The following is a 12,959-nucleotide window of genomic DNA, read 5'->3' on the forward strand; positions in this document are numbered from 1 at the left end:
CGAAGACATTATGATAACTAAATCAGAACTCTATGAACAAGATTTTCAATTATGGCTGATAACAACAATAGGTCAGTTAGAACAAGGAGATTTTCAGGCATTAGATGTATCTCATTTGGTTGAGGAGTTAAAAGAATTGGGTAAATCAGATAAAAATGCCTTGGAAGGAAATTTAATGATTTTGCTGGCTCATTTACTGAAATTAAAAGTACAATCCTCCGCCCCTGAAAGCATGAAATCTAGCTGGTATAGCTCCATTGTCGAACACAGGGAACGAGTTATCGCCTTACTAGAAAACACCCCTTCTTTGAAATCTCATCTAGCAATCGCTATCGATAAAACCTATCCTAAAGGTCGCAAAATTGCCATCAAGGAAAGTAAATTGGCTGACTTTGGAATTGCGATTCCTCCAGAGGAAGCATATCCCTTAGACTGCCCTTTTTCCTTAGAACAGATTCTTGACGAAGATTTCTATGCCTGATAAGTAGGTAGGTGTTAAAAGTTATCAGACACCCCCCTTATTAAGGAGGATCCCCCCGCCTATCGGCACCCCCCTTATCAAGGGGGGCAGGTGGGATCGGCACCCCCCTTATCAAGGGGGGCAGGGGGGATCAGAGGCAAAATCTATCTTCAATTTAATTATGACTACTTACTTAACTCATAAGTAGTCGTGCAAAATTAATTTCTTGGTTAGGATAGGCAAGAGGCAACGGTAAAGAGATTGGGGGAGATTGAGCTAATTTAAGGGTAGGTGTTTAAAATGCGTCTTGGCATAGCTTACAAGCTTTTTTGCCCAACCCTAGTTAATCAGCCTTCAAGAATAAGTAAAAATTATAAATTTAAGGCAAATAATTAAAATATTTAAATATTTGGGGTGATTAGTTAAATGTAACAAGTAAGTTACAACATTTTGATTTTCCCAGAATTTGCCAAAATTTGGCTGTAAATCGGGGTTGCCTACATTTATTAATCTGGTATGATCGTGGTATGCTGTGGGCTTAGTTTAAGCATTAAACCTTAAATCAACGGAAAACCAAGGCAATCAGGGGAATGTGTTGATACTCTTGCCCAAAAAAAGCCCCTAGGGAGGACATTTTTTTGTGTGACAATTTTTGAAGTTTTGTAAAGGCTATTGACTTAAAGCCAGAATTATGAAGGCTGAGAATTTTAGTACAAATGGTCAGGCTCTTTCTTGCTGCTCCTGTCTCCCGACAACGAAAATTTCTTATCTCACCATTGAGATAACTACTCTGAGATGGGCTAAAAACTGGGGCAATGTGGACATCGATCGAAAGACTAAGCTAAACTGGTAATGACTATGTATTAGGGCGGAGGTCAACGGATACAACTATGGACAATTTGGAGGTAAAACAAAAACCGATCCGGTGTTTAGAAGATGCGATCGAAAGGTGTCAAACTTTAGGAATGCGGGTTAGTCGTCAGCGTCGCTATATTTTAGAATTGCTGTGGCAAGCGCAGGAACACCTATCAGCGCGAGAAATTTATGATCGTCTCAATCTGCAAGGAAAAAACATCGGTCATACCTCAGTGTACCAAAACCTAGAGGCTCTATCGGGTCAAGGCATTATCGAATCTGTGGAACGCTGGGACGGCAGACTCTACGGTAACATCAGCGACTCCCACAGTCACGTCAATTGTCTGGACAGCCAACAAATCATCGATGTGCATATCCAACTTCCCCCGGAATTAATTAAACAGGTCGAGGCATCGACGGGGGTAAAAATTACCGATTATCGCATCGATTTCTATGGCTATAAACAAAATAAATGAGCCGGATCACTGTATAATTGCCCCTGTGAATAGTATCCGTTGACAGGCTGCAACTCTTGTGATCGATCGCCCTCTCACCCTAATTATCATCGATAATGACCCGATTTACCGCTTGGGTCTAGTGCAGGCCTTGTCGCGGATAGAAAATATTAGTATCGTCACCGAAGGGGATTTAGAAACAATTTTCGCTTTGACTCTGAATCCCTCCCCCGAAATTATTATTATCGATCCTCTTTTTGATTGGTCTTACTGTGAAATTCTCCACTCTCGCTACCCCGAAAGTAAAATTGTTTTATTAACCTTTCCTCTCGACTCCCGACAGCAACTAATCGCCAGAGAATTAGGCATCGCTGGTTATATTCCCAAAGGCACAAACCTAGAGCAATTTATCACTATTTTAGGGCAAATTTCCCGGGATGAATCCCCGGATGTTGCCCCTTCTGCTCTCACCATTGCTACCCGTCCAAGTTTAGCCCCTAGCCATTGGTTAATCAGTGCTGGCAAAACGGGATTAAATCGCATCGAAAGTGAATTACATTTAATTGATCTGCATCTTAATCAACAGTCTTTATCCGGCTTTGATCGCTTTTATTGGCAGGGGAGAAAACGAGAACTTTTAGCAGCCCTATGGCTAGTGAGAAAACTAATTCCCCTGGAAGGTAGCTCTTACAATTCAGTTTCAGCGACACCTCCGATAATAATTAACAATATCGATCGGGAATTACCAATTTTAAGCCGCGAGCGTCCCCTGTGTGTTTCGGCGGTTTTTGAGTCCACTTTAGCAGTCATTCGATCGCCTTTAATTAATAGAACCAAGATTAGTTTTGAAATTGATGTTTTACAGGATAATCGGCAACGGGAATTATTGTATTTAGTTCTCGATGAAATTCGTAAAAATGTCGATGAAATGAGATATTTACAGGTTAGCAGTGGGGAATTAACCAGTCGCTTAAATCTGATTATTTACGATATCTGGGAGAAAGTTGCGCGTAAATTTTTAGAAATTAATGCCTCGGTTTATGAGGAAATTAGTAAAGGCAGACTTAACGAAATTATTCTGGAAGAAAGAGAGGCAATTCAAACAGAAATCCTCAATAAAATTCCTTTTACTCTTGACTTATTTTCCTATTTAGTGTACGAAAATAGTTTAAATATTGACGGAGTAGGATACCGGGCTAATGCTCCTGAAACCATCGCCAGAGCCGAAATTCTCCTGCAAAATCTCATTCATAATCTTGCCAATGCAGTGACAGTAATTATTCTCAATAACTTCTCGGAATCGGAAAGAATCAAACAAAAACTTTACCGGTCAGAATTTCTCATCGCCAGAAAATTAGCTAAAATCCGCAATGAATTATCTTGGAAATACCGACGGCAACAATACTGGCAAGACCCCAAAGATATATTTGAAAGTCAATATCAATTATTTCACTATGGCGAGGGACAAATCAAATCTTTAGCCATTTATTCCCCCCGACAGGAAGAATTAAATAGTTTAACAGGCATACCCTGGTTAGTTTCGATCGCCTTAGAATTAAGAGACTCTTTATCTCCTCGTTTACGCGCTTTTTTTCGGGTGGTGGGTAAGGGAGTAGTCTATATTCTTATCCAAGTTATCGGTCGCGGTATTGGTTTAGTAGTTCGCGGGGTTTTACAGGGAGTTGGTAACACTTGGCAGGAAGTCAAAGGTAAGAAGGAATTATGAATTATGAATTATGAATTATGAATTATGACTGATAACTGATAACTGAAGTGTCCCTAACTTTTACAATTCCTTGTCAAAACTGTATTTATCGCGAATTTGTCCGACAAAAAACTGTCCTTTCGATGGTGCAGACTGAAAGTCTTTATATACTGCCAAAGGTAGATCATGATAAAGATAGATACCACCGTGATTAAATTCCACTTTCAGAATTTTTTTGTCCTCATCGTAGTCAAAAGATTTAATCGCTGTACTTTGACTTTTTAATAAGGGGAAAGCAATCACATCGCGAATACTGGCAGAATCGGTTAATAACATGATCAGGCGATCGATGCCAATTCCTAAGCCTCCCGTGGGGGGCATTCCGTATTCTAAAGCGGTTAAAAAGTCCTCATCAACGCCTTGGGCCTCTAAGTCTCCGGCCGCTTTTTTGAGTGCCTGTGCTTCCAATCTTTGCCGTTGATCGATGGGATCGGTTAACTCAGAAAAACTATTAGCTAATTCCCGTCCAACCACATATAATTCAAATCTTTCTACGAGGTCAGTTTTTGAGCGATGGGGTTTAGCTAAAGGGGAAATTTCCACGGGAAAATCTAGCACAAAAGTGGGCTGTATTAGGGTTTCTTCGACTTTTTGTTCAAAAGCTTCATTTAAGAGCTTACCGATGGTTTTACAGTCCTCTGGAACGCCAATACCGGCATTTTCTGCGGCAATACGAGCCGACTCGAAATCCTCAAAACTATTAAGGTCAACCCCGGTTATTTCTTGGACTAATTCGTGCATAGTCACTCGTCGCCAAGGAGGAGTTAGGTCAATTTGCGTGTCTTGATAGGTGATTTTCAGCGTACCTAAAACATCTTGTGCAGCGTTAACAATAATGTTTTCGGTTAACTCCATCATGTCATAATAATCGGCATAGGCCTGATAGATTTCGATGGAAGTAAACTCAGGGTTATGTTTAGTAGAAACCCCTTCATTGCGAAAAATTCGGCCTAACTCGAAGACTTTTTCAAAACCCCCGACTATCAATCTTTTTAGATGTAATTCGGTGGCAATGCGGAGATATAACTCCATCTCCAGCGTATTATGATAGGTGATAAACGGTCTAGCATCGGCTCCTCCCGCTTCACTTTGTAGCACCGGAGTTTCAATTTCAATAAAACCTTCTTGGTCTAAATATCTGCGAATGGCAGCGGTAATTTGGGCGCGACGGCGAAAAGTTTGTCGCACTTCCGGATTAACAATTAAATCCACATATCTTTGGCGATAACGTTTTTCTACATCGGTTAAACCGTGCCATTTATCCGGGAGAGGTAAGAGGGATTTGGTGAGAATTTCGTACTGATTTACATAGATAGATAATTCGCCGCGTTCTGTGCGTTTAATCGTCCCTTTTGCCCCTAAAATATCGCCTGTATCGGTTAGTTTAATCACCGTGTTAAAGGCATTCGGCACGGCGGCCATGGTTTCACTAATGCGTTTTTTATCGAGGTATAATTGAATCGTTCCCGTTTCATCTTGCAGGTTAAAAAAGGCTAGTTTACCCATAATTCTTCGGGCAATAATCCGACCAGCAATGGCTACTTCTGTGCTAATTTCTTCTCCCGGTGCTAAGTCGGCATACTGCTCTTGTAATTGTTGAGCGTGAGCGGTAGATTTCCACTGGTAAGCGTAGGGATTTAAGCCAGCTTTTTGCAATCCTGCCACTTTTTCTAAACGAGCGGACCGGATTTCTTCGAGAGTAGAGGAGGGTTGATTTTCAGGATTTTGTGCTTGAGATGCCATCGTTTTCTAAGAGGAACAATTCTGGGAAATTTTTAGTTGTTGGGGATTTCAGTTATCAGATGTGAGTTATCAGTTTACTGTTTACTGTTCACTGCTCACTGAAAAATTATCGTCCCATTTCTCGCTTTAATTTTTTCAATTCTTCTTCCATTTCCCATTCTTTAAATTTTAGATCGAGATTATCGTAGTTCGAGCGCTGATAGTCCGATTCTTGGGGTTGATCCCAAAAAGTGGCTTCCCAGTCACGGGACTGATTTTTAGGGGCTTTTTCGGCTTTAATTTGCACTTCTTGACGACGTTGTTGGATCTGTTGCAGTAACTCTTGGGATTGAGTCAGACGTTTTTTCACCCCTTCCATCCGTCCCCAAAGTTGATTACCCTGACGAAATAGGGCCGCCTCGCGTTCACTGGCAGCCTTAAGCAAGTCCTGCCGTCCAGCGGCCTTAGCCTTATCAATTCTAGCGTGCCAAGTTTGGATATCTTGGGCAGTGGCCAAAATTTGCTGTTCGAGACGTTGACGCTCATTTTCTAGGGCGGTAATCAGTTTAGCAGTATCGCGCTCCTGTTCGCGCAGTTGCTCTACCAGCGCCTGTAATTCTAATTGGGGATGACTTCTGAGAAATTCTTCCAGTTGGGTTTCAAGAAAGCGACTGACATCATCAAATAGATTGCCCATCTGTGCAGTATCCTAAATTTGCAATTAAAGTCTAGGAGCGATTTTAATCCCCCTCTTTTTAGCATAGGCTAGATCAACCGCTCTCAGAAACCTATGATTATCTGGAAAACCTAGGATAATCTGTTCTGTTCCTGCTTCGCAGAATCCCAATAGCCTAAGCTAATGGTTTGTGTGACTCTCCACAGGCGTTGACGGTAGAGCTGACCGCCAGGGACTCGAGATTGATAGCCGCGTTCAAGTCTCTATCAATCTGAGTTCGACACTTTTGACAATGGTATGTCCTTTCTGATAGGGGCATCTTCTGTTGATTGCCACAGTGAGAACAAAGCTGGCTAGAAGGAAACCATCTATCAGCCATTATCAATTTACTGCCATACAACTGGGTTTTATACTCCAATTGACGACGGCATTCGTACAGTCCAGCATCAGCAATTGCATTAGCCAGTCTGTGATTTCTCAACATTCCTGAGACGTTTAAATCCTCTAACACGATGACGCTGTGGTTCTTGGCTAACCATGATGTTAGTTTGTGGATAGTATCATTGCGGATGCAAGAAATTATGTAATGCACTCTAGCTAAAACTTTAACGGCTTTTTTCCTATTGTTAGAACCTTGGGCTTTACGACTGACAGCACGTTGTACATGAGCCAGTTTTCGCTTTAATTTACGATAAGCTTTAGCGTTTTTAAATACTGTACGATCACTACATACTGCTAAAGATTTAATTCCTAGGTCAACTCCAATAGCCTCCCGTTGTTTGATGGTAGGATGGACTTCAACATCATCTATCTTGAAAGCGATAAACCATCTATCAGCTTTTCTAGTTATTCTGACACTTTTAATCCCTCCTGTCGGTAGTTGTTCATAAGTCTTGACCCACCCGATTACAGGCAGTTTGATTCTGTTAGACTCTACTTTGATTGAGCCTTCGAGATAAAACCCATCTTTTACACCTTTTTTCTTAAACTTGGGGGATTTGGCTATCTTCTTAAAACATCTATCCCAAGCTATCCTTAAATCTCTTAACGCTTGTTGAGGGGCGCACTTAGAAGATTCAGACAACCACTCGTTAACAGACTTGACTTCTGCGACAAATCTTTTATGAAGGTCAATAGCTGTAGGGAATTTCTGTTTGTTCTCGGGATTATTCCGGTTATAGTCTAAAATTTCTTGGGTTAGAGCAACACCCCAGTTCCAGGCAAATCTAGCGCAACCACCGTGTTGAGCCATCAGAGATTGTTGTTTGTTGTTAAGTTTTAACTCAGTCTTGAAGCTCAACATTTTTCCTTGTCTCCTCGTAAAGCTTATCTCCTTCTGCCGCTAACCCCTTCATTAACTGCTCGTGCTTTTTGCTTCTAGAGCCGTATAGTCACAGCACTAAATACTGTGATTATCTCCAGAACATCTTGCGCTAATTCCTCTTCAAAGCTTGGTTGCTCTCCTTCTCTCCTTATGAGTTAAAACCAGTCGCTTAATCTGTTTTTTGAGAATCTTCTCCAAGAGAACCATCAGTCCTTTTTTGTGATAGTTCATCCCAGGGCTTAGCTCTCTGCTCTGATTATTTCAGTTTTCCAGCCTTTAGCTGCAGGGAGCATCTCACCTTTGTAACCCCTAAATCAGGTTTTTATGTCAAGCTATTTTGAAAGCCTTGCTAGAAACCAGTTTTAGGGATAAGTATAATTACTCACTTGCATAAATGAGATGCTCCCTAGCTGCACAATAAGCTTCTAACATGGCTTGTTGCCTATCTAGATCGGCTTTTTGGTCATGACTGCTAACTCTTGCATAACCTACTGTTGGAGAATCTCCATTCTCTAGGTTCAATAACTGGTTTACGTCGTAATATCGAGTACCTCCTTGAGTTTTTCTCGCTGGCATAACTTCTCCAGTTACTTCCCATTTTCTGAGCGTATCTGGAGTTGTCCCCAAAATTTTAGCTGCTTCTCCTATCTTGACTAATCTTTTTTCCATAACTGGAGATTAGCATAGATTAGACAAGATTACAAGACTCAGTTAAAATCCCTAGATTTAAATAGGGTTTGCGGCAAAAAGTTTTTCGTGGGGGTAGGGTGTGGGGTGTGGGGTGTAGGGTTTTATTCCCCTCTTTCACTCCAATGGTCAGCACTTTTTGAGGAAAAAAAGTCTAAAAGCCTTATCTAACAATGTTTTTAGATTTATTCAGCAAGACCTAAATATATTTGGGAAAAGTAGTACAAAAATGTTATTCGGCTGCCGGTTAGGGACGGGGAAACCAGTATAATAAAACTAGAGTAATATTTCCTGAAAACCTCTTAATTGTTTGACTTAAGTGACAACTTCACCAGCTTGGACAGAACGTATCGGTTATCAACGGGATTGGGTGTGGCGCGGTTGGCAAATTCGTTATAGTTTTATGCCGGCAAAAAACCCCCAAGATGCCGATAAACCCCCTTTAATTTTACTGCACGGATTTGGAGCGGCGATCGAACATTGGCGCCATAATATTCCTATCCTCAGCCAAAATCATCGAGTTTATGCGGTAGATTTATTAGGTTTCGGTGGTTCCCGCAAAGTGCAGGTTCCCTATACCGTTAATCTTTGGGTGGAACAGATACACGATTTCTGGCAAACTTTTATCAATAGACCGGTGGTATTAGTGGGAAATTCGATCGGTTCTTTAGTTAGTATGGCCCTAGGGGGTAAATACCCAGAAATGGTAGCCGGATTAGTTATGCTCAGTTTACCCGATGTCAGCCGTCGGCGGGAAATGATCGCCAATTGGTTATTAAATATCGTCACTCCCATCGAAAACTTTTTCACTTCTCCTTGGCTATTAAAACCGATTTTTTACTATCTGCGTCGTCCGCAAGTCTTGAAAAAATGGACAGGAATCGCCTACGAAGACAAGAAAGCAGTCAGCGACGAATTAGTACAAATTATCGCCGCCCCAACCTTAGATGAGGGGGCAGCCGAGGCCTTTATTTCCCTAGCACAAGCTGTCAATCATCCCGAATATTGTCCACCGGCAAAGTTGATTTTACCACGCTTAGAAATCCCGATTTTATTATGTTGGGGCAAACAAGATCGCATGGTTCCCGTCCAGTTAGCTCCTGGTTTTGTTTCCCTTAATCCTAGGATTAAATATGTAGAATTTGACCGGGCCGGTCATTGTTTACAGGATGAATGTCCTGACCGTTTTAACCCAATTTTATTGGAGTGGCTAGAATCTGTCCCTGTTCTTTGAGAGAATAGGGAGAGTGATTGTTGGTGATAGTCCTATGCAAACCTTGGAATCGACGCTCAAACCCCCCGCAACTGCCTCCGAATTCGACACCACGATTCACCGACGCAAAACCCGTCCCGTCCGGGTAGGTAGCGTTACCATCGGTGGTGGTCATCCCGTGGTCGTGCAGTCGATGATTAACGAGGATACCCTTGATATAGATGGTTCCGTGGCCGGTATTCGTCGCCTCCATGAAGTCGGTTGTGAAATTGTCCGTGTCACCGTGCCGAGTCTGGCCCACGCCGCCGCCTTGGCTAAAATTAGGGAAAAACTGCTGGCCACCTATCAACCCGTACCGTTAGTAGCCGATGTGCATCACAACGGGATGAAAATCGCCCTAGAAGTGGCCAAGCACGTCGATAAAGTGCGGATTAACCCCGGTTTGTACGTTTTCGAGAAACCGAAGGCCGACCGCAGCGAGTATAGTCAAGCAGAATTTGATGAAATTGGCGAAAAAATTGCCGAAACCCTGAAACCTTTGGTGATTTCCCTGCGAGATCAAGATAAAGCGATGCGAATCGGCGTTAACCACGGTTCTCTGGCCGAAAGAATGCTCTTTACCTACGGCGACACCCCCGAAGGAATGGTACAGTCGGCTTTAGAATTTATCCGCATCTGCGAATCCCTCGATTTTCGCAATCTGGTGGTTTCCCTGAAAGCTTCCCGCGTGCCGGTGATGGTGGCCGCCTATCGTCTCATGGTTAAGCGCATGGACGAGTTAGGTATGGATTATCCCCTGCATTTAGGTGTTACTGAGGCAGGAGATGGGGAATACGGACGAATTAAATCCACTGCCGGGATTGCCACTCTCTTAGCGGACGGTATCGGTGATACGATTCGCGTTTCTCTGACGGAAGCTCCCGAAAAGGAAATTCCCGTCTGTTACAGCATTCTCCAGGCCCTGGGACTGCGGAAAACCATGGTCGAATACGTTGCCTGTCCTTCCTGTGGTCGCACTCTTTTTAATTTAGAAGATGTCCTGCAGCAAGTGCGCGCAGCGACTCAACACCTCACCGGACTAGATATCGCCGTTATGGGTTGTATTGTCAATGGACCGGGAGAAATGGCCGACGCAGACTATGGTTATGTGGGGAAACAGGCCGGTTATATCTCCCTTTATCGCGGTCGCGAGGAAATTAAACGCGTCCCCGAGAGTGAAGGTGTAAGGGAGTTGATTAATTTAATTAAAGCCGATGGCCGTTGGGTAGAACCTTAATTAGTTTTACCGGTAGGGGTTGACATCTATTCAACCCCCGATCATCGGCGAGAATTTGTTACAATGGAAAGCTTGCTAGAAATTGCCGCCCCAGAGAGTCCATGCTACCTACACGCGATTGTGTTCGTCAAACCCCCGCTTACACTCCGGGAGAACAGCCCCAAAGCGCGGGATTTACCAAACTTAACACCAATGAGAATCCCTATCCCCCACCGGCGGAAATTTTTGCCCACCTGCAAGAGCAATTAGAGAAAGTCCGACTCTATCCCGATCCTATCTCCAAAGAGTTACGGCAAACGGCGGCGGAATTATACGGCATAACAGCCGATCAGATAATCGCGGGTAATGGCTCCGATGATATACTTAATATCGCCCTGCGAACTTTTGTTAACCCTGGCGAAAGCGTCGCTTTTTTAGATTTAACCTATTCCCTTTACGAGACAATTGCTCGGGTACACGGGGCAAATATTATCGAATTTCCCACTAATGATAAATTTGCATTAGCAGGACCGATTATTTGTCCGCAAGCGAAATTAATTTTTCTCGCTTCTCCTAATCCTCCCCTCGGTAAACATCTTGAGCGCGACTATTTAGAAGCCACCTGTGCCAATGCGTCGGGAGTGGTATTAATTGATGAAGCTTATGTGGATTTTAGTGATGACAATCATCTCGATTTTCTCTCCCGTTACGATAATGTCATCATTAGTCGCACTATGTCGAAAAGTTATAGTTTAGCGGGGTTAAGAGTCGGTTTCGGTTTTGCTTCCAGGGCAATTATCGAACAGATGGATAAGGTGCGTGATTCCTATAATTTAGATCGCATCGCTCAAACTTTAGCCACAGCAGCTTTTAAACACCATAATTATTTTGAGCAAGTTTGGCAAAAAGTCCGTCAAACCCGCGGCCGTTTAATTACTTCTTTGCGCGAGTTGGGATTTATTGTTTTTGACTCGGAAGCTAATTTTATCCTCGCTTCTCCCCCGCACATTAGTGCCAGTGAGTTATATAATCAACTGAAAGAGCGTCAGATATTAGTGCGATACTTTAAACATCCTCGCATTAAGAATTATGTGCGGATTTCTATCGGGACCGATGGGGAGATTGATCGCCTTTTATCTGCTATTCAAGAGATTATGGGAACTAATTAATATCGATTTACGTCGGGGTTTTATTAGCACTTGAAACCCTGATAACTTCTCGAAAAAAAGGCTAGATCGAGCGGAACAAAGCAGCGACAAACAAGGGTCTAATGACCTGTCGTTTCTCCCGATTACTAGCCTTGGCTATCAAGATTATTAGTCCGACAAAAGGATTAAATACTAGCGCGCAAATTTTTGAACTTATGCAATTTTATCCCCAAGGAATTACAGTTCAAGAATTGAGTGATCGCTTAAATCGTCCCGTTTCTATGCTCAATCTTTGTCTAAAATCTTTGGTCGCTTCTAAAAAAATCGTGGCCAGAAAAAATCATAATCAGTGGGTTTATACTGTTGATCAAAAAGCTTAGTTTGTCCAGATAAGCATACTTAAGATATAGAAAAAGTGTTTATTATTAACCCTATTGCTGAATAACTATTTTAGGCTGTAGGTAGTATTCATCTTCTCGGACAACTATCTCAGCAATGCCGAGAAATTGAGCTTCTAAAGACTCCACAGCCACCAGAGAACCAATCATAACATTTGCATCGGTGAGATTAATTTTTCTGCCGTGAAACCAATCGATAACTCTCTCTGATGTCAAAGAAATCCAGTCTAGATGCGCCAAGGCAATGCGAGGCGAAATTAAACCCTCGGAATTAGCCATTAAAGCTTCCAGATTAATACTATCGGCTAATTGAAAACCACAGCTTTCCGTACGAGTTAAACCGGCTAAAGTGCCACCCACAGCTAACACCTTGCCCAAATCTCTGGCCAGGGAACGGATATAAGTCCCCGATCCACAGTGAATATCTAGCTCTATTTGCGGAAATTCCCCCTCTAACCAGCCTAAAACCGTAATTTGGTCAATTTTGACCTGACGAGGCTCCACTGCGATTATTTCCCCTTTGCGAGCCAATTCGTAGAGACGGCGACCATCCTTGTGAATAGCACTATACATCGGCGGAATTTGGGCAATATTGCCAATAAATTCCGCTAAATACGGCTTAACTGCCTCTAAAGTTAAATCGCCACAGGGACAAGTGGCGATCGCTTTTCCAGTAATATCATCGGTATCGGTGCTGAGTCCTAACTGGATTTTGGCCCGATAAGCCTTATTTTCGGGGAAATAGGGCAGTAATCGGGTGGCAGACCCGACGGCAATCGGTAAAACTCCCGTAGCCATAGGATCTAAAGTTCCGCCATGGCCAACTCGTTTTGTCTTCAGAATTTTTCGGACTTTGGCCACACAATCATGAGAAGTCCAATCGGGGGGTTTATTGAGATTTAAAAAGCCAAACATTATAAATTATGAATTATGAAGTGGGGTGGGATGATGGGGAGAATAGATAAAAGCAATCTCCTCAATTCTGAATACTGACGGCTGAT

Annotated in this window: 12 protein-coding genes and 1 pseudogene; 7 read left to right on the forward strand and 6 right to left on the reverse strand. The window is 42.7% G+C overall.

Annotation, left to right across the window (positions count from 1 at the left end; translation table 11 throughout):
• The first annotated feature begins 10 nt into the window (after nucleotides 1–10).
• The 3 genes from N0824_RS16315 (at nucleotide 11) to N0824_RS16325 (ending at nucleotide 3,496) form a co-directional block, all read left to right on the forward strand.
• Nucleotides 11–481 carry a DUF29 domain-containing protein gene (locus tag N0824_RS16315; protein ID WP_108937513.1) on the forward strand — a complete coding sequence of 157 codons (471 nt, stop codon included), beginning with the start codon at nucleotides 11–13 and terminating at the stop codon, nucleotides 479–481.
• 869 nt (nucleotides 482–1,350) lie between these two features.
• Nucleotides 1,351–1,791, forward strand: coding sequence for a Fur family transcriptional regulator (locus tag N0824_RS16320; protein ID WP_061432819.1), 441 nt, complete (start codon nucleotides 1,351–1,353; stop codon nucleotides 1,789–1,791).
• Nucleotides 1,792–1,849: 58 nt separating this feature from the next.
• Nucleotides 1,850–3,496, forward strand: a complete 1,647-nt coding sequence (locus N0824_RS16325; protein WP_108937514.1) for a DUF3685 domain-containing protein — start codon at nucleotides 1,850–1,852, stop codon at nucleotides 3,494–3,496.
• Between the two features lie 60 nt (nucleotides 3,497–3,556).
• Here the strand turns inward: N0824_RS16325 and lysS are convergent, their stop codons facing one another.
• The 5 genes and pseudogenes from lysS to N0824_RS16350 all read right to left on the reverse strand — a co-directional run bounded on the left by lysS (nucleotide 3,557) and on the right by N0824_RS16350 (nucleotide 7,926).
• Complete coding sequence (gene lysS / locus N0824_RS16330) at nucleotides 3,557–5,278, reverse strand: lysine--tRNA ligase (protein WP_108937515.1); 1,722 nt, start codon at nucleotides 5,276–5,278, stop codon at nucleotides 3,557–3,559.
• Between the two features lie 106 nt (nucleotides 5,279–5,384).
• Complete coding sequence (locus tag N0824_RS16335; protein ID WP_108937516.1) at nucleotides 5,385–5,954, reverse strand: TIGR04376 family protein; 570 nt, start codon at nucleotides 5,952–5,954, stop codon at nucleotides 5,385–5,387.
• A gap of 154 nt (nucleotides 5,955–6,108) precedes the next feature.
• Complete coding sequence (locus N0824_RS16340; RefSeq protein WP_108937517.1) at nucleotides 6,109–7,236, reverse strand: RNA-guided endonuclease TnpB family protein; 1,128 nt, start codon at nucleotides 7,234–7,236, stop codon at nucleotides 6,109–6,111.
• Nucleotides 7,217–7,506, reverse strand: a pseudogene (locus N0824_RS21460) (hypothetical protein); the annotation flags it as partial. The gene N0824_RS16340 and the pseudogene N0824_RS21460, both read right to left, overlap by 20 nt.
• Before the next feature lie 129 nt (nucleotides 7,507–7,635).
• Nucleotides 7,636–7,926 (reverse strand): recombinase family protein, encoded by a 291-nt coding sequence (locus tag N0824_RS16350; RefSeq protein WP_002782826.1) that lies wholly within the window; start codon nucleotides 7,924–7,926, stop codon nucleotides 7,636–7,638.
• 337 nt (nucleotides 7,927–8,263) lie between these two features.
• Here N0824_RS16350 and N0824_RS16355 point away from each other — a divergent pair, with 337 nt between their 5' ends.
• From N0824_RS16355 to N0824_RS16375, 4 genes are all read left to right on the forward strand, one after another.
• Nucleotides 8,264–9,178 carry an alpha/beta fold hydrolase gene (locus N0824_RS16355; protein WP_108937518.1) on the forward strand — a complete coding sequence of 305 codons (915 nt, stop codon included), beginning with the start codon at nucleotides 8,264–8,266 and terminating at the stop codon, nucleotides 9,176–9,178.
• A 34-nt stretch (nucleotides 9,179–9,212) separates the two neighbouring features.
• Nucleotides 9,213–10,433 (forward strand): (E)-4-hydroxy-3-methylbut-2-enyl-diphosphate synthase, encoded by a 1,221-nt coding sequence (gene ispG / locus N0824_RS16360; protein ID WP_108937519.1) that lies wholly within the window; start codon nucleotides 9,213–9,215, stop codon nucleotides 10,431–10,433.
• A gap of 101 nt (nucleotides 10,434–10,534) precedes the next feature.
• The gene (gene hisC / locus N0824_RS16365) at nucleotides 10,535–11,581 is read left to right on the forward strand and encodes a histidinol-phosphate transaminase (protein ID WP_108937520.1); all 1,047 of its coding nucleotides are present in this window, start codon (nucleotides 10,535–10,537) and stop codon (nucleotides 11,579–11,581) included.
• A gap of 101 nt (nucleotides 11,582–11,682) precedes the next feature.
• Nucleotides 11,683–11,940 (forward strand): cobaltochelatase, encoded by a 258-nt coding sequence (locus N0824_RS16375; RefSeq protein ID WP_108937521.1) that lies wholly within the window; start codon nucleotides 11,683–11,685, stop codon nucleotides 11,938–11,940.
• A 51-nt stretch (nucleotides 11,941–11,991) separates the two neighbouring features.
• Here the strand turns inward: N0824_RS16375 and truB are convergent, their stop codons facing one another.
• The gene (gene truB, locus N0824_RS16380; protein ID WP_108937522.1) at nucleotides 11,992–12,873 is read right to left on the reverse strand and encodes a tRNA pseudouridine(55) synthase TruB; all 882 of its coding nucleotides are present in this window, start codon (nucleotides 12,871–12,873) and stop codon (nucleotides 11,992–11,994) included.
• Between the last annotated feature and the right edge of the window lie 86 nt (nucleotides 12,874–12,959).

The sequence above is a fragment of the Microcystis sp. 0824 genome (assembly GCF_003112475.1).
Classification (GTDB): Bacteria; Cyanobacteriota; Cyanobacteriia; order Cyanobacteriales; family Microcystaceae; genus Microcystis; species Microcystis aeruginosa_C.

Coding starts and splice junctions, on each gene's coding strand:
- N0824_RS16315 (WP_108937513.1), top strand. CDS start 11: ATGATAACTAAATCAGAACTCTATGAACAAGATTTTCAATTATGGCTG.
- truB (WP_108937522.1), bottom strand. CDS start 12,873: ATGTTTGGCTTTTTAAATCTCAATAAACCCCCCGATTGGACTTCTCAT.
- N0824_RS16340 (WP_108937517.1), bottom strand. CDS start 7,236: ATGTTGAGCTTCAAGACTGAGTTAAAACTTAACAACAAACAACAATCT.
- ispG (WP_108937519.1), top strand. CDS start 9,213: ATGCAAACCTTGGAATCGACGCTCAAACCCCCCGCAACTGCCTCCGAA.
- N0824_RS16320 (WP_061432819.1), top strand. CDS start 1,351: ATGGACAATTTGGAGGTAAAACAAAAACCGATCCGGTGTTTAGAAGAT.
- N0824_RS16335 (WP_108937516.1), bottom strand. CDS start 5,954: ATGGGCAATCTATTTGATGATGTCAGTCGCTTTCTTGAAACCCAACTG.
- hisC (WP_108937520.1), top strand. CDS start 10,535: ATGCTACCTACACGCGATTGTGTTCGTCAAACCCCCGCTTACACTCCG.
- N0824_RS16375 (WP_108937521.1), top strand. CDS start 11,683: ATGACCTGTCGTTTCTCCCGATTACTAGCCTTGGCTATCAAGATTATT.
- lysS (WP_108937515.1), bottom strand. CDS start 5,278: ATGGCATCTCAAGCACAAAATCCTGAAAATCAACCCTCCTCTACTCTC.
- N0824_RS16350 (WP_002782826.1), bottom strand. CDS start 7,926: ATGGAAAAAAGATTAGTCAAGATAGGAGAAGCAGCTAAAATTTTGGGG.